Origin of the sequence: Streptomyces sp. BV286, assembly GCF_019090165.1 — a bacterium.
Taxonomy (GTDB): Bacteria; Actinomycetota; Actinomycetes; order Streptomycetales; family Streptomycetaceae; genus Streptomyces.
In genome coordinates this window covers 1-15,858 of the sequence record NZ_JAHRIB010000150.1, presented here as the reverse complement: position 1 = coordinate 15,858, position 15,858 = coordinate 1, and the positions used below count along the sequence as shown (strand labels likewise).

At 67.6% G+C, this 15,858-nt stretch carries 16 protein-coding genes; 7 read left to right on the top strand and 9 right to left on the bottom strand.

The window, feature by feature from the left end; all coding sequences use genetic code 11:
- Window position 1: 1 nt before the first annotated feature.
- The 4 genes from sigM to trxA all read left to right on the top strand — a co-directional run bounded on the left by sigM (window position 2) and on the right by trxA (window position 3,211).
- The gene (gene sigM, locus KUF83_RS24760; RefSeq protein WP_217457127.1) at window positions 2–715 is read left to right on the top strand and encodes an RNA polymerase sigma factor SigM; all 714 of its coding nucleotides are present in this window, start codon (window positions 2–4) and stop codon (window positions 713–715) included.
- On the top strand, window positions 712–1,671 hold the full coding sequence (locus tag KUF83_RS24755) for an anti-sigma factor (RefSeq protein WP_217457126.1): 960 nt from the start codon (window positions 712–714) through the stop codon (window positions 1,669–1,671). The genes sigM and KUF83_RS24755 overlap by 4 nt, the downstream gene beginning before the upstream one ends.
- 194 nt (window positions 1,672–1,865) lie before the next feature.
- Window positions 1,866–2,834, top strand: coding sequence for a thioredoxin-disulfide reductase (gene trxB / locus KUF83_RS24750; RefSeq protein ID WP_217457125.1), 969 nt, complete (start codon window positions 1,866–1,868; stop codon window positions 2,832–2,834).
- A gap of 44 nt (window positions 2,835–2,878) precedes the next feature.
- The gene (gene trxA / locus KUF83_RS24745; protein ID WP_122616554.1) at window positions 2,879–3,211 is read left to right on the top strand and encodes a thioredoxin; all 333 of its coding nucleotides are present in this window, start codon (window positions 2,879–2,881) and stop codon (window positions 3,209–3,211) included.
- A gap of 134 nt (window positions 3,212–3,345) precedes the next feature.
- Here trxA and KUF83_RS24740 read toward each other — a convergent pair whose 3' ends face one another.
- From KUF83_RS24740 to rpmH, 9 genes are all read right to left on the bottom strand, one after another.
- Window positions 3,346–3,963, bottom strand: coding sequence for a GNAT family N-acetyltransferase (locus tag KUF83_RS24740; protein WP_217457124.1), 618 nt, complete (start codon window positions 3,961–3,963; stop codon window positions 3,346–3,348).
- Between the two features lie 324 nt (window positions 3,964–4,287).
- Complete coding sequence (locus KUF83_RS24735) at window positions 4,288–5,385, bottom strand: ParB/RepB/Spo0J family partition protein (RefSeq protein ID WP_217457123.1); 1,098 nt, start codon at window positions 5,383–5,385, stop codon at window positions 4,288–4,290.
- Entirely contained in the window at window positions 5,382–6,455 is a 1,074-nt protein-coding gene (locus tag KUF83_RS24730; protein ID WP_217457304.1) for a ParA family protein, read from the bottom strand. The genes KUF83_RS24735 and KUF83_RS24730 overlap by 4 nt, the downstream gene beginning before the upstream one ends.
- A gap of 374 nt (window positions 6,456–6,829) precedes the next feature.
- Window positions 6,830–7,546 (bottom strand): 16S rRNA (guanine(527)-N(7))-methyltransferase RsmG, encoded by a 717-nt coding sequence (gene rsmG / locus KUF83_RS24725; protein ID WP_217457122.1) that lies wholly within the window; start codon window positions 7,544–7,546, stop codon window positions 6,830–6,832.
- A gap of 139 nt (window positions 7,547–7,685) precedes the next feature.
- A complete protein-coding gene (locus KUF83_RS24720; protein ID WP_217457121.1) occupies window positions 7,686–8,198 on the bottom strand; it encodes a R3H domain-containing nucleic acid-binding protein in 513 nt (170 codons plus the stop codon).
- A gap of 14 nt (window positions 8,199–8,212) precedes the next feature.
- Complete coding sequence (gene yidC / locus KUF83_RS24715; protein WP_217457120.1) at window positions 8,213–9,499, bottom strand: membrane protein insertase YidC; 1,287 nt, start codon at window positions 9,497–9,499, stop codon at window positions 8,213–8,215.
- Between the two features lie 3 nt (window positions 9,500–9,502).
- Window positions 9,503–9,868, bottom strand: coding sequence for a membrane protein insertion efficiency factor YidD (gene yidD, locus KUF83_RS24710; RefSeq protein WP_217457119.1), 366 nt, complete (start codon window positions 9,866–9,868; stop codon window positions 9,503–9,505).
- Window positions 9,865–10,236, bottom strand: a complete 372-nt coding sequence (gene rnpA / locus KUF83_RS24705; RefSeq protein ID WP_217457118.1) for a ribonuclease P protein component — start codon at window positions 10,234–10,236, stop codon at window positions 9,865–9,867. Before rnpA ends, yidD begins: the two co-directional genes overlap by 4 nt.
- A gap of 18 nt (window positions 10,237–10,254) precedes the next feature.
- Complete coding sequence (rpmH, locus tag KUF83_RS24700) at window positions 10,255–10,392, bottom strand: 50S ribosomal protein L34 (RefSeq protein ID WP_006381191.1); 138 nt, start codon at window positions 10,390–10,392, stop codon at window positions 10,255–10,257.
- Window positions 10,393–10,811: 419 nt separating this feature from the next.
- On the opposite strand from rpmH, the gene dnaA reads away from it, so the two are divergent.
- From dnaA to gnd, 3 genes are all read left to right on the top strand, one after another.
- Entirely contained in the window at window positions 10,812–12,701 is a 1,890-nt protein-coding gene (gene dnaA, locus KUF83_RS24695) for a chromosomal replication initiator protein DnaA (protein ID WP_217457117.1), read from the top strand.
- Window positions 12,702–13,737: 1,036 nt separating this feature from the next.
- Entirely contained in the window at window positions 13,738–14,868 is a 1,131-nt protein-coding gene (gene dnaN / locus KUF83_RS24690; RefSeq protein WP_055611472.1) for a DNA polymerase III subunit beta, read from the top strand.
- A 130-nt stretch (window positions 14,869–14,998) separates the two neighbouring features.
- A partial coding sequence (gene gnd / locus KUF83_RS24685) for a phosphogluconate dehydrogenase (NAD(+)-dependent, decarboxylating) (protein ID WP_217457116.1) occupies window positions 14,999–15,858 on the top strand: 860 nt, incomplete at its 3' end.

Genomic DNA, 15,858 nt, shown 5'->3' with positions numbered 1-15,858 from the left:
GATGGCGGACGACGCCGGATTCAGCGAAGCGAGCGATCAGGACCTCCTCTCCCGTCACGTCGAGGGTGATCCCGATGCCTTCGGCGAGCTCGTGCGGCGTCACCGTGACCGGCTGTGGGCCGTGGCGCTGCGGACGCTGGGTGACCGCGAGGAAGCCGCTGACGCCGTCCAGGACGCCCTCGTGTCCGCCTACCGGGCCGCCCACACCTTCCGCGGCCAGTCGGCCGTCACAACCTGGCTGCACCGGATCACGGTGAACGCCTGCCTGGACCGCGCCCGCAAGGCCGCGTCCCGGAAGACCTCCCCCGTGGATGACACAGAGCGCCTCGAGCAGCTCCTGGAACCGCACGAGTCGGCCTCCGCCCCGGCCGAGCGCAACGATCTGCACCGTGAGCTGCTGGAAGCGCTGGGCACCCTGCCTCACGATCAACGGGCCGCACTCGTTCTGGTGGACATGCAGGGCTACCCGGTGGCGGAGGCCGCCAGCCTGCTCGATGTGCCGACCGGCACGGTCAAGAGCCGCTGTGCACGGGGAAGAGCCAGACTCCTCCCCCTCCTCAAGCACCTGCGCACCGACAGCGGGAGCGACAGAGCGAGCAAGAAGTCGGGCGAGGGAAGGAACCGCACGCAGGGGACATCCGTCCCACCCGCAGCGGGACCACATGTCGGACCAAGCGACTCAGCTGCTGTGAAGGGCGGAGGTGGGCGAGCGTGACATCAACGACCGACACGGCCGGGCACCCGGAGGTCGCGGAGATCTCCGACCTCACCGAAGGCCTGCTGCCGCCTTCCCGTACGGCGGACGTGCGACGTCACCTGGACGCCTGCGTGCTCTGTGCCGACGTGTACGACTCCCTGGAAGAGATCCGCGGCATGCTCGGCACACTGCCGGGCCCACCGCGCATGCCTGATGACGTCGCTGGACGCATCGACGCCGCTCTCGCCGCAGAAGCCCTGCTGGACGCCAAGGCGCCCAAGGCTGACGCCGCAGGCTCACTCCCGTCGTCCGTCAGCGCCTCCCGTGCCACGTCCGACATCGAGCACGACGACATTCACGCCGACGGGCATGTTTCACGTGAAACACCGACGGTGGCGGACCGTCCCGCTGGACATTCCCGAGCGGCCACCGGACCCGGTCGCATGAGCCGGGCCCGCCGGGGCCGTCGCAGGAGCGTCGTCCTGGGTGCCATGTTCACTGCGGCCGCCCTGGGGCTCGGTGGCCTCCTGATCCAGTCCATGGGGAGCGACAGCGCGGAGAACGACTCCGCGACAGCCTCCCCGAAGCAGAGCGACTCCGCGCAGAGCTTCGCCGGGAAGAAGCTGGAGAACCAGGTCAAGGATCTCCTCGCGGATGCCACCACAGGGGAGAAGAAGGACGGAGGTCCTCGCAGCTCCCGCCCCCGTGGCACCGAATCGGCTGAGGGCCCGAGCATCCTCACCGAGCCCACGGATTCCGTGCCCGACTGCATCAAGCAGGGGATCGACCGCGACGTCGCACCGATCGCTGTCAAGGAAGGCTCCTACGGCGGCACCGAGGCCTATCTCGTAGTGCTGCCCGCCGCCACCGACGTCACACAGGTCACGGCGTATGTCGTCGACTCGGCCTGTGTGAACAAGCCGTCGATCTCCGCCGGCAAGATCCTGCTGGAGCGCTCCTACCCGCGCAGCTGAGCGGGCCGACTCCGCCACGAACGGCCTTCGTCACACACTTCACGCAAGCCGCGCTGTCCCCTGGCAACGACTCGTCTTCGTGTGCCCGGACACAGCGGGAATGCGCGCCCCTTAGGATCCGTTGGGTGGGGTGAGAGTTCTGAGAGAGGCTCCCCCGGTCGTAGAAGCAGTCCCCAGAGACGAGGAACCAAGCCGTGAGCGACGTCCGTAACGTGATCATCATCGGCTCCGGGCCCGCCGGATACACGGCGGCGCTCTACACCGCGCGTGCATCGCTCAAGCCGCTGGTGTTCGAAGGAGCCGTCACCGCGGGTGGCGCCCTCATGAACACGACCGACGTGGAGAACTTCCCCGGTTTCCAGGACGGCATCATGGGCCCCGAGCTCATGGACAACATGCGGGCGCAGGCCGAGCGCTTCGGTGCCGAGCTGGTTCCCGACGACATCGTCACGGTCGACCTCAGCGGGGAGATCAAGACCGTCACGGACACGGCGGGCACCGTGCACCGGGCGAAGGCAGTCATCATCACCACCGGCTCGCAGCACCGCAAGCTGGGCCTGCCCAAGGAGGACGCACTCTCCGGTCGCGGCGTCTCCTGGTGCGCGACCTGTGACGGCTTCTTCTTCAAGGACCAGGACATCGCCGTCATCGGCGGTGGCGACACCGCGATGGAGGAAGCCACCTTCCTCTCCCGCTTCGCCAAGTCGGTGACCATCGTCCACCGGCGCGACACGCTGCGCGCCTCCAAGGCGATGCAGGAGCGCGCCTTCGCCGACCCGAAGATCAAGTTCATCTGGGACAGCGAGGTGGCCGAGGTCCAGGGCGACCAGAAGCTCTCCGGTCTGCAGCTGCGCAACCTCAAGACCGGTGAGACGTCCGAGCTGCCCGTCACCGGCCTGTTCATCGCGATCGGCCACGACCCGCGCACCGAGCTCTTCAAGGGCCAGCTCGACCTGGACGAGGAGGGTTACCTCAAGGTCGAGGCCCCCTCGACCCGGACGAACCTGACAGGTGTCTTCGGCGCCGGCGACGTCGTCGACCACACCTACCGCCAGGCGATCACCGCCGCCGGCACCGGTTGCTCCGCCGCCCTCGACGCCGAGCGCTTCCTGTCCGCGCTCGCGGACGGCGAGCCGGCAGAACCCGAGAAGACCACCGTCTGACCCTCCCGTCCGCCTCACCGCACCAACCAGTTAAGGAGCCCGCCGTGGCCGGCACCCTGAAGCACGTGACCGACGACTCTTTCGAGCAGGACGTACTCAAGAGCGACAAGCCCGTACTGGTGGACTTCTGGGCCGCCTGGTGCGGACCGTGCCGCCAGATCGCGCCGTCGCTCGAGGCGATCGCCGCCGAGTACGGCGACAAGATCGAGATCGTCAAGCTCAACATCGACGAGAACCCGGGAACGGCCGCCAAGTACGGCGTCATGTCCATCCCGACCCTGAACGTCTACCAGGGTGGCGAGGTCGCCAAGACCATCGTGGGTGCGAAGCCGAAGGCCGCGATCGTGCGAGACCTCGAAGACTTCATCGCCGACTGATTCGGCAAACCGTCGCTTGCGAGTGACGATGTTTCACGTGAAACACAGATGGGCCAACCCTCATGGGTTGGCCCATCCGCATGTAGGCGCAGAGCAATCGAGTGGGCGGCTCCTCTATAGGGCAGCACGCGGATTCACAGCGGACGCAGCGCTGGTTCCTTCTGTACGGCTCCCAGCAGCCGGTCGAGCGCCATCTCCACGTCTTCCTTCCAGGAGAGCGTTGTCCGCAGCTCCAGGCGCAGTCGTGGGTACGTCGGGTGCGGCCGGACGGTCTTGAATCCCACCGCCAGCAGATGGTCGGCGGGCAGAACGCAGGCCGGCTCCTTCCACCTGGCGTCACCGAAGGCCTCGATGGCCTTGAAGCCCCGCCGCAGTAGATCCTTGGCCACCGTCTGGACCATCACGCGCCCGAGCCCCTGCCCCTGGAAGCCCGGCATGATGAACGCTGTCATCAACTGGACCGCGTCGGGTGAGACCGGGCTCGTGGAGAAGGCCGTCGAACGTGGCACGTAAGCAGGCGGTGCGTACAGCACGAAGCCCACTGGTACGTCGTCCACGTAGACGACCCGGCCGCAGGATCCCCACTCCAGCAGAACGGCGGAGATCCACGCTTCCTTCTCGAGGTCGGGCGTGCCTGCCTTTACCGCGGCCTGGCCCCTGACTGGGTCCAACTCCCAGAAGACACACGCACGACAGCGCTGGGGAAGGTCCTGAAGGTTGTCCAGCGTGAGCGGTACGAGCCGACGCCCCATGAAGGCAGTTCCTCGCTTCCTTCGCCCGCGGCGTCGCGAGCGGCTGTCAGAGCGCTCCGTTCCCTGAGCAGGCTGCCGACGAACCCGCCGACCGCCCCGAGCCCCAAGCCCGCGCTCACCAGCCCTGTGCGGCTCACCGTTCGCATGGCCCCGCCTCCCCACAGAAGGTGCTGCCAGGTGAATGCGCCATATCCGAACGCATCGTATCCACGATGCGATTCCATCGATACCGTCCGAAAGCAAAGAGCGGGCCGTGTCCCGGTGTGCACCGGAATTCGGCCCGCTCTACTGGTCTGCGGTCGGATTCGACCGGCCGACCGACGCTCAGGACTCCGTCTCTTCGGACTCGTCGTCCAGGAGACTGTTCTGCAGAACCGGTCCTTCACCTGGCGCGAGCGAGCCGAGAATCCGTTCTAGGTCTTCCATCGAGGCGAACTCGACGGTGATCTTTCCCTTCTTCTGGCCGAGGTCGACCTTCACCCGGGTCTCGAAGCGATCCGAGAGACGCGTCGCAAGGTCGCTCAACGCCGGGGAGAGCAGAGCGCCGGCCCGCGGACCCTTGGAACGCGGAGCCGACTGCGGCCGCGAACCCATGAGGGTGACGATCTCCTCGACGGCCCGCACCGAGAGTCCCTCGGCCACGATCCGGTGAGCCAGCCGGTCCTGCTCCTCCGAGTCAGCGACGGAGAGCAGCGCCCGCGCGTGCCCGGCGGAGAGCACGCCTGCGGCGACTCGACGCTGAACCGACGGCGAGAGCTTCAGCAGACGCAGGGTGTTGGAGACCTGAGGGCGCGATCGGCCGATCCGGTCCGCCAGCTGATCATGCGTGCAGTTGAAGTCCTGGAGCAGCTGATCGTAGGCGGCAGCTTCTTCCAGAGGGTTCAGCTGGGCACGGTGAAGGTTCTCCAGCAGGGCGTCCAGGAGGAGCTTCTCGTCGTCAGTGGCCCGCACGATCGCCGGAATGGCCTCGAGCCCCGCTTCACGGCACGCCCGCCAGCGCCGCTCGCCCATGATGAGCTCGTAGCGCCCCGCACCGGTCTGCCGTACGACGACCGGCTGGAGGAGCCCGACCTCCTTGATGGAGGTGACGAGTTCAGCGAGAGCGTCCTCGTCGAACACCTCTCGCGGCTGGCGCGGGTTCGGCGTGATGGAGTCGAGAGGCAGCTCGGCGAAGTGCGCCCCCACGGGTGCCGCGGGAGCCTCTCCGAACACGCTCGGCTGGTCCGATTCAGGTGAAACGTGGGGCGGCGGGAGTGTGGCCACCTTGGCCGCCGCCACCCCACGCTCCGCGGTCAGTACGGGTACGGCTCCCGGTGACGTGGATGCCCCACCCATCGCCGGTGGTGCTGCCTTCTCCCCTGTCGGTGCAGCGGGGATCAGTGCGCCGAGACCACGACCCAACCCCCTCCGTCGCTCGCTCACTGGATCCCCTCCACCATGCTCTGTTCGTTGTGTGCGCCCATGTGGGCATGCTGCGCGTCGTAGGCCACGCCGGCTCCGCGCAACGCGATCTCCCGCGCCGCCTCAAGATAGGACAGGGCGCCACTCGACCCCGGGTCGTAGGTCAGCACCGTCTGTCCGTAGCTGGGGGCTTCCGAGATACGGACCGAGCGCGGAATGCTCGTCCGCAGTACCTCTTCACCGAAGTGACTGCGCACCTCGTCGGCGACCTGTGACGCGAGACGCGTCCTGCCGTCGTACATGGTGAGCAGGATCGTCGACACGTGCAGGTCGGGGTTGAGGTGCCCCCGCACGAGGTCGACGTTACGCAGTAGCTGGCCCAGGCCCTCCAGGGCGTAGTACTCGCACTGGATCGGAATGAGGACTTCGGCACCCGCGACGAGTGCGTTCACGGTCAGCAGTCCCAGCGAGGGAGGGCAGTCGATCAGGATGTAGTCCAGCGGCTGCTCGTACGCCTGAATCGCCCGTTCCAGCCGACTCTCGCGGGCGACCAGGGAGACCAGCTCGATCTCCGCACCGGCGAGATCGATCGTGGCCGGCGCACAGAAGAGTCCCTCGACATCGGGAACCGGCTGAACGACCTCGGAGAGCGGCTTGCTGTCGATCAGCACGTCGTAGATGGAAGGGACTTCGGCGTGGTGATCGATGCCCAGCGCTGTGGAGGCGTTCCCCTGAGGGTCCAGGTCGACCACCAAAACACGACCACCGTGCAGCGCGAGAGAGGCAGCAAGGTTGACCGTGGTCGTGGTCTTACCGACCCCGCCCTTCTGGTTGGCGACCACCATGACGCGGGTCTGCTCAGGCCGTGGCAGGCCCTCGCCGGCTCGGCCTAGAGCCTCTACCGCCAGCTGGGCAGCACGACCGATGGGAGTGTCGTCCATCGGGGGCGGTGTTTCACGTGAAACATCCTCCCCCATCGATTCGGTTCGGGGACCGGGGACCGGATCGGTCATCGGTCCCGCGATGTTGGCGTTGGACCGCAAGGATTCACTCTCCTCGACTTCAGGCTCGCAATGAACAGAGCCTCCCATGTCTTCGGGGTCGTGAACCAGCGAGGCCCGTGCTTCTGTGGAGAAATCCACCTCTGTGGACAACTCCGTGCCCTCTCCGGGGGACGTGCTGTCGCGAGGAGAGGGTCTTTTTCCGAAGGATCCCAGGGATCCCAGAGGGTTACGGTCGCGGGGTTCGGCCGCGGCGCGTCCGCGGCCGATGATGCCATGCAGCAGTGAGCGACGTTTCACGTGAAACACGATGCACAGCCCGCGAAGCCGTCACGGCGCGACACTCCGGCATGCATAGTTTTGGCAGCTTGTGTGGAGTACGTCTCGTCGTCAGGACGGATCAGTGAACGGCTTCCCCGCTCGACAGCACGCGCCGAGAACCCTCCGCTTCCGCCGGCCCGCCGTCAGCGACGCTTCCTGGTCCGTCCGGTACGCGCCGCCTTAGCCCGCTTGGCCGCGAAGCGGACGCCACCGGGACTCTCACCGACCTCCACCCGCACCACGGTGGCCAGCGGTTCCACGATGCCCTCGCCGACGTGCAGCACAGAGGTGTCCACGGCACCGAGCTTGCTCAGAGCGGCTCCGGCAGCCTTGACCTCTTCCTCCGCGGTGTCGCCCTTGAGGAGGAGCATCTCTCCGTACGGACGCAACAGCGGGACGCCCCAGGCCGCGAGGCGGTCCAGCGGAGCCACGGCCCGAGCGGTCACCACGTGAACAGGCGGCAGCTTGCCGAGGACCTCCTCGGCTCGCCCACGCACGACGGTGACATGGTCGAGCCCGAGAAGCTCGACAACCTCGGTGAGGAAGTTCGTGCGCCTCAGGAGTGGTTCAAGCAGCGTGATCTTGAGGTCCGGGCGGACGAGAGCCAGGGGGATGCCGGGCAGCCCGGCACCGGACCCCACATCGCACACGGTCACGCTCTCGGGGACCACCTCGGAGAGCACGGCACAGTTCATCAGGTGCCGCTCCCACAGACGGGGCACTTCACGGGGTCCGATCAGACCGCGCTGGACTCCCGCGTCGGCCAGCAGCTCCGCGTAACGAACCGCGTCCGCGAAGCGATCGCCGAATACCACCCGGGCCTGCTCGGGCGCAGGGGGGAGCTCCGCTGCCTCCGTCACGGGGAACCGTCCTTCCGTACCGCTTGAGCGCACTGCGCGCTGACTTCCAGGACTATCAGGAACTATCGGGGACTATCAGGCTGACAAAGTTCGGCCCCGCCTGCGAACACAGACGGGGCCGGAAGTACGACGTGCTTGATCAGGCGGGCAGTACGACGACGAAGCGCTGCGGCTCCTCGCCCTCCGACTCGCTGCGCAGGCCGGCGGCCTTGACGGCGTCGTGCACCACCTTGCGCTCGAAGGGGGTCATCGCCTGCATCTTCACCGGCTCGCCGGAGCTCCTGACCTCGGCCGCGGCCTTCGCGCCCAGCTCGGAGAGCTCCTCGCGCTTCTTCGCGCGATAGCCCGCGATGTCCAGCATGAGCCGGCTGCGGTCACCGGTCTCCCGGTGCACGGCCAGGCGCGTGAGCTCCTGGAGCGCCTCCAGCACCTCGCCGTCTCGGCCGACCAGCTTCTGCAGGTCACGGCTGTGGGAATCACTGATGATCGAGACAGCCGCACGATCGGCCTCGACATCCATGTCGATGTCGCCGTCGAGGTCGGCGATGTCCAGCAGACCCTCGAGGTAGTCGGCCGCGATCTCGCCCTCCTGCTCCAGGCGGGTCAGGGTGTCGCCACCCTCAGGGGCAGCGGAGGTGGTGCCTTCCGTCACGGGATGGACTCCTTCTACTTCTTGGACGGGGACTTGGGCCGCTGCGGACCCTTGCGCTGTCCTGACTGGGCCTTGCTGCGGGTACCGCCGGACGCGGACTTGCCGCCCGCCGGCTTGGGACCGGGCTTGGCGTCCTGCGGCTCGTCGGACTTGGTGAGGGAGGTCTTCGGTGCGGCCTCGCCCGCCGGCTTGGCACCGCCCTGCGCCGTACCCGACTGTCGCTGGGACTTGCTCTGGCGCTTGGGCTGCTGGCGCTTGGGAACCGCGCCCGTGCCCGGCGTGCCGTCCTCGGTCTCGACCACGGTCGAGGCCTCGCTCTTCACCACGGTGCCGTCGGCCTGCGCCGCCAGGCCCGCCTTGCTCAGACCGTTGATGAACTTGCGCTCGAAGTCGTTGCGGTCGCGGCCCTTGGCGACGATGGCCTTGACGATGGCCTTCTCGCCCCGGCCGCGCGTCTTGCCGTGCTGCGTGACGCGCTTGTGCAGCCGGTCCAGGTAGGAGGCCTGAGCCTTGGAGCCCGGTGTCGGGTTGTTGTGGATGACGTACATCTGCTGGCCCATGGTCCACACGTTGGTGGTCAGCCAGTAGACAAGGACACCGACGGGAAAGTTGATGCCGAAGACGGCGAACATGATCGGGAAGACGTACATCAGCATCTTCTGCTGCTGCATGAACGGCGTCTTCACCGTCGTGTCGACGTTCTTCGTCATCAGCTGACGCTGCGTGTAGAACTGCGAGAACGACATCAGGACGATCATGATCGCCGTGACGACGCGCACGTCCGTGATCGAGGAGCCCAGAGCCTGGACCTTGGCGTCACTGTCCGTGAACTTCGCGGCCAGCGGAGCACCGAAGATGTGCGCCTTCTGCGCGCTCTCCAGCAGCCGGTCGTTGATCACGCCGATGGTGTCGTTCGACGCGATGCTGTTGAGCACGTGGTACAGGGCGAAGAAGAACGGGGACTGCGCCAGGATGGGAAGGCACGAGGAGAGCGGGTTGGTGCCCGTCTCCTTGTACAGCTTCATCATCTCTTCGGACTGGCGCTGCTTGTCGTTCTTGTAGCGCTCCTGGATCTTCTTCATCTCGGGCTGCAGCGTCTGCATCGCCCGGGTGGCCTTGATCTGCTTCACGAAGAGCGGGATCAGGCAGATACGGATCAGGATCACCAGGGACACGATGGACAAGCCCCAGGCCCAGCCCGTGTCGGGGCCGAAGATGGCGCCGTACACCGAGTGGAACTGGACGATGACCCAGGAAACGGGTGTCGTGATGAAGCTGAAAATACTGGCAATCGTGTCCACTAATCAGGCTCCTTGAGCATGGGACGGGGTCTCGGCGGCCGGGCTCGAGGGATGGTTGGACATACCGTGCCCCTCGGTGGCCGGTTCGGCGGCGGAGTTCCCGCCCTTGCGTGCACGCCAGGCGTTACGCAGCATTTCGTGCCACCGCGGACGCTTGCGCGGCGGGACATGGTCCACACCGCCCAGCGACCACGGATTGCACCGCAGGATGCGCCAGGCGGTGAGTGCCGTTCCCTTGATCGCACCGTGACGGTCGATGGCCTGGTACCCGTAGCGGGAACACGACGGGTAGTACTTGCACACCGGCCCGAGCAACGGGCTGATGGTCCACTGGTACAGCTTGATGAGAGCCAGCAGCGGGTACTTCATCGCGCGCCCCCTCCCAGTAGCCGCTCCAGGGCGGCGTCCAGGTCTCGGGCCAGCTGTGCATGGTCGGCGTCACCCGCACCGGGCAGCGCTCGTACGACTACCAGGCTACCGGGGGTCAGCAGAGCCACTCGGTCACGCATCAGATGGCGAAGGCGACGCTTCACCTTGTTGCGTACGACGGATCCGCCGACGGCCTTGCTGACAACGAAACCCGCACGCGTCGGGGGAGCGCTCTCCCCAGGCGCGTGCGGGTCCGTTGCACCGCTACGTAGATGGACGACGAGAAGCGGGCGTCCGGCCCGGCGTCCTCGGCGTACCGCGGTCGCGAAGTCCTCGCGCCGCCTCAGCCGATGCTCGGTAGGCAGCACGTCATGACCTGTAAATGATCAGGCGGACAGGCTGGCGCGACCCTTGCCACGACGGTTCGCGAGAATCGCTCGACCGGCACGGGTGCGCATCCGCAGGCGGAAGCCGTGGGTCTTGGCACGACGACGGTTGTTCGGCTGGAAGGTGCGCTTGCTCACTCGGGGGCTCCAGAAGAAATCGGTAGTTGCGGGGTGCCGTCCTGGCTGTCACCGTGCGCCCACGAGTAGCTCGTAATTACGCCCGAGTGCACCGCTTCCCGATCACTCGTCGTGATCTGTGCCCATCGGAGGCAGGCGGCAGCAGCCATCGACAACTCGACCTGGTCACGGTACGCGCGGCTACGCCATCCGGTCAAACCAGCGCTGTCCGGGAGACACTATCCACAGGCTGGGGACAACAACTTGAACCGCATGGGTCGCCCTGACTACCGTGGCCGGACTCCGGTTCGCTCCCTTCTCCCCGCTCCATCTCGTTCGTTCCGGCCGCTCCAGCGGCCTCGCCCACCCGCCCACCGAGTTCCAAACCCGATCCGTCCCAGGAATCACACGTTCGTGGGACCCGCGAGAGAGCGTGCCCTGTGGCTGACGTACCTGCCGATCTTGCCGCAGTGTGGCCACGCGTATTGGAGCAACTTCTCGGTGAGGACCGCGGACAGGGTGTGGAGGCCAGGGACGAGCACTGGATCAAGCGCTGTCAGCCGCTGGCACTCGTGGCGGACACCGCACTGCTCGCCGTCCCGAACGAGTTTGCGAAGGGCGTCCTCGAAGGGCGCCTGGCGCCGGTCGTCAGTGAGACGCTGAGCCGCGAGTGCGGCCGCCCGATCCGTATCGCGATCACCGTCGACGACTCCGTGGGGGAACCCTCCGCTCCCTCGGCGCCGCCCGCGCAGCAGTCCCCGTCGCGTTATGAGGAGCCCGAGCGCCCGTCCGCGCAGAACCGAGACGATTACCGGGGATATGGCCGGCACCGGGCGGACGACCGCAGGGACGACCGCTCCCAGGGCCGCCCCGACCAGCAGCAGCCCCACGGGGACCAGCTCCCGACGGCCCGCCCCGCGTACCCCGACTACCAGCGCCCCGATCCCGGCGGCTGGCCGAGGCCCTCGCAGGACGACTACGGGTGGCAGCAGCAGCGGCTCGGTTTCCCGGACCGTGACCCCTACGCCTCCCCCGCACGGGACTACCGGCAGCAGCAGTCGGACCGGTCCCCGTACGAGCAGCGGTCCGACTACGAACAGCAGCGGCCGGACTACGACCAGCCGCGCTCCGACTACGACCAGCGCTCGGACCGCCGCGAGCGCCCGCAGCCGCCGTCCCCGTCCGGCATGGGGCACGTCCACCGCGGCGGTCCCGTCGGCTCGGCGCTGCCCGCCTCCAGCGGCGCCCCGGGCCCGCTGGCCGCACAGCCGGCTCCGGCGACGGGCCCCGGCGAGCCCACGGCGCGCCTGAACCCGAAGTACCTCTTCGACACCTTCGTCATCGGCGCCTCGAACCGTTTCGCGCACGCGGCCGCGGTCGCCGTCGCCGAGGCGCCCGCGAAGGCGTACAACCCTCTCTTCATCTACGGGGAGTCCGGCCTCGGCAAGACGCACCTGCTGCACGCGATCGGGCACTACGCCCGCAGCCTCTACCCGGGCACGCGGGTGCGGTACGTGAGCTCGGAGGAGTTCACCAACGAGTTCATCAACTCCATCCGCGACGGCAAGGGCGACAGCTTCCGCAAGCGGTACCGCGAGATGGACATCCTGCTCGTGGACGACATCCAGTTCCTGGCGGACAAGGAGTCGACGCAGGAGGAGTTCTTCCACACCTTCAACACGCTCCACAACGCGAACAAGCAGATCGTGCTCTCCAGCGACCGGCCGCCGAAGCAGCTGGTGACGCTGGAGGACCGGCTGCGGAACCGTTTCGAGTGGGGTCTGATCACCGATGTCCAGCCGCCCGAGCTGGAGACGCGTATCGCGATCCTCCGTAAGAAGGCGGTGCAGGAGCAGCTGAACGCCCCGCCGGAGGTGCTGGAGTTCATCGCGTCCCGCATCTCGCGCAACATCCGCGAGCTGGAGGGCGCGCTGATCCGGGTGACGGCGTTCGCGTCGCTCAACCGGCAGCCCGTGGATCTCGGTCTGACCGAGATCGTCCTCAAGGACCTGATCCCCGGCGGCGAGGACTCGTCCCCCGAGATCACCGCGCCGGCCATCATGGCGGCCACCGCCGACTACTTCGGCCTCACGGTGGACGACCTGTGTGGCTCCTCCCGCAGCCGGGTCCTCGTCACGGCACGCCAGATCGCCATGTACCTCTGCCGCGAGCTCACGGACCTCTCCCTGCCGAAGATCGGCGCGCAGTTCGGCGGCCGCGACCACACGACCGTCATGCACGCGGACCGCAAGATCCGCGCGCTGATGGCCGAGCGCCGCTCGATCTACAACCAGGTCACCGAACTCACGAACCGCATCAAGAACGGCTGACACCCACGGCGGTACGTCGCCGAAGGCGCCCCGGGACTCGTTCCCGAGGGCGCCTTTCGCTTTGCCGGGCGAGCGTCCCTGGTGCGTCGCCGACCGCTCCGGCACACACGGCCGAGGGCGCCCTCGGCCGCTCTCAGAGCCCTCCTGCGCCCCACGAGGACCTGCGTCTGAGGGCCCCGGCACCCCTCCCAGGCGCTCCGCAAGCCCTCCCGAGCCGTGTCCGGAGCCGCTTCGGGGTTACCTGAACGCCACCAGCTGTTCGAATAGAGGGCTGGTTACGGCCGCCCTCCACAGATTCGTGGACTTTCTCGCGTCCACATCCTGGGGACCGCGAAGTTGTCCAGATCGTGTCCACAGGGTGCACTGCTGAAAGAACATCAGCCCAGCTCAGGTGCCTGTGGATTGGTGGACGAAGGATCTCCACAGACTGTGGACGACGAGAAGATCCACAGGCTGTGCAGAAAGTTGTCCACCGGCGGCCCACAGGCTGGGGCCGGTTGTCCCCAGCGATCCCCAGCTTCTCCACACCGCTGTCCACTGTTCGGCAACGCGACGCGCCTTCTCACCGTGTCGAGTGAAAGGCGTCACACGAAGGTGCCGGGTTGGGCTGTGGGGAACGTGGGTAAAGCTGGGGACGGCGCTGGGGAGAACTACCCCCTGCCTGTGCATCGGGTGTGCAGAACTTTCCCCCGTCCACAGAAGACGCCTGTTATCCACCGCCTCCGCCCACAGGGCCAGTGGACAAAAAACAGACCCTGACCTGCGAATACGGGGTTATCCACGGTATCCACAGCCCCTACTACTACTGACAACTAGAGAGAGCCTGGCAATCGTTTCGAAGACGGGGCTGTGCACAACTCGCGCTCGGCACCTCGGGTGCCGCCCGGAACGACTTGACCCCGAGGGGCGCCGACTGTCAGTGCGGTGCGTCAGACTGGTCCCCGGCGTCCTGCCCATCAGTGGGCTGAGCGACACCGAGTCAGAAGACGAAGGCGAAGCAGGGCGAGAGCGCCGGCAACAGACGGAGGCGGCAACGGTGAAGATCCGGGTGGAACGCGACGTACTCGCGGAGGCAGTGGCCTGGGCGGCACGCAGCCTCCCGGCCCGTCCGCCGGCGCCTGTGCTCGCCGGCCTCCTTCTGAAGGCCGAGGAGGGCGCGCTGAGCCTCTCCAGCTTCGACTACGAGGTCTCGGCCCGGGTCTCCGTGGATGCCGAGATCGACGAGGAAGGCACGGTGCTCGTCTCCGGCCGCCTGCTCGCCGACATCTGCCGCGCGCTCCCCAACCGGCCGGTGGAGATTTCCACAGACGGTGTACGGGCGACCGTGGTCTGCGGTTCCTCGCGGTTCACACTCCACACCCTGCCTGTGGAGGAATACCCGGCGCTGCCGCAGATGCCGTCCGCGACCGGCACCGTCCCCGGTGAGGTGTTCGCCTCCGCAGCCGCCCAGGTCGCCATCGCCGCCGGCCGCGACGACACGCTGCCCGTCCTCACCGGCGTGCGCATCGAGATCGAGGGCGACACGGTCACGCTGGCGTCCACCGACCGCTACCGCTTCGCGGTCCGTGAGTTCCTGTGGAAGCCGGAGAACCCGGAGGCGTCCGCGGTCGCCCTGGTGCCCGCCAAGACGCTCCTGGACACCGCCAAGGCCCTCACGAGCGGCGACAGCGTCATCCTGGCGCTGTCCGGCTCCGGAGCGGGCGAGGGCCTGATCGGCTTCGAGGGCGCGGGCAGGCGGACGACCACGCGTCTGCTGGAGGGCGACCTCCCGAAGTACCGCTCGCTGTTCCCGACGGAGTTCAACTCGATCGCCGTCATCGAGACCGCCCCCTTCGTGGAGGCCGTCAAGCGTGTGGCCCTGGTCGCCGAGCGGAACACCCCGGTGCGGCTGAGCTTCGAGCAGGGCGTGCTCATCCTGGAGGCGGGCTCCAGCGACGACGCACAGGCTGTGGAGAGGGTCGACGCGCAGCTGGAGGGCGATGACGTCTCGATCGCCTTCAACCCGACGTTCCTGCTCGACGGACTGAGCGCCATCGACTCCCCGGTCGCCCAGCTCTCCTTCACGACGTCCACCAAGCCGGCGCTCCTCAGTGGCAAGCCCGCCCTGGACGCCGAGGCGGACGAGGCCTACAAGTACCTGATCATGCCGGTGCGGCTCAGCGGCTGACGGAAGAGCCGCAGGTGAGGGCGTACGTCTGAGCGGCTATGCCCACAGGTGTGCAGGAGCGTCCGGGTTTAGGCTCGGACGCAGGTACGAAAGTGCCCTCCTGCCACATCGCTAGTGAAGGAACAACCTGATGGAGCTCGGTCTCATCGGCCTCGGCAAGATGGGCGGCAACATGCGCGAGCGCATTCGCCGCGCAGGTCACACCGTCATCGGATACGACCGCAACCCGGACCTCGCCGATGTCCACAGCCTCGAGGAGCTTGTGGGCAAGCTCAAGGGGCCGCGGGTGGTGTGGGTGATGGTTCCGGCGGGTGCCGCGACCCAGTCCACCATCGATGAGCTGGCCGAGCTCCTTCAGCCCGGTGACGTGGTCGTGGACGGCGGGAACTCCCGCTGGACGGACGACGAGAAGCACGCCGGGGAACTGGCGGCGAAGGGCATCGGCTTCGTGGACGCGGGCGTCTCGGGCGGTGTGTGGGGCCTGGAGAACGGCTACGCCCTGATGGTCGGCGGCGACGCCGAACACATCGCCCGCGTCCAGCCCGTCTTCGACGCCCTCAAGCCGGAGGGCGAGGCGGGCTTCGTCCACGCGGGCAAGGTGGGCGCCGGCCACTTCTCCAAGATGGTCCACAACGGCATCGAGTACGCGATGATGCAGGCCTACGCCGAGGGCTGGGAGCTCCTGCAGGCCGTCGACTCCGTCACCGACGTGCGCGAGGTCTTCCGTTCCTGGCAGGAGGGCACCGTCATCCGTTCCTGGCTGCTCGACCTCGCGGTCAACGCCCTGGACGAGGACGAGCACCTGGAGAAGCTGCGCGGGTACGCGCAGGACTCCGGCGAAGGCCGCTGGACGGTCGAGGCGGCCATCGACAACGCCGTGCCGCTGCCCGCGATCACCGCCTCGCTCTTCGCACGGTTCGCGTCCCGCCAGGACGACTCACCACAGATGAAGATGGTCGCGGCCCTGCGCAACCAGTTCGGCGGCCACGC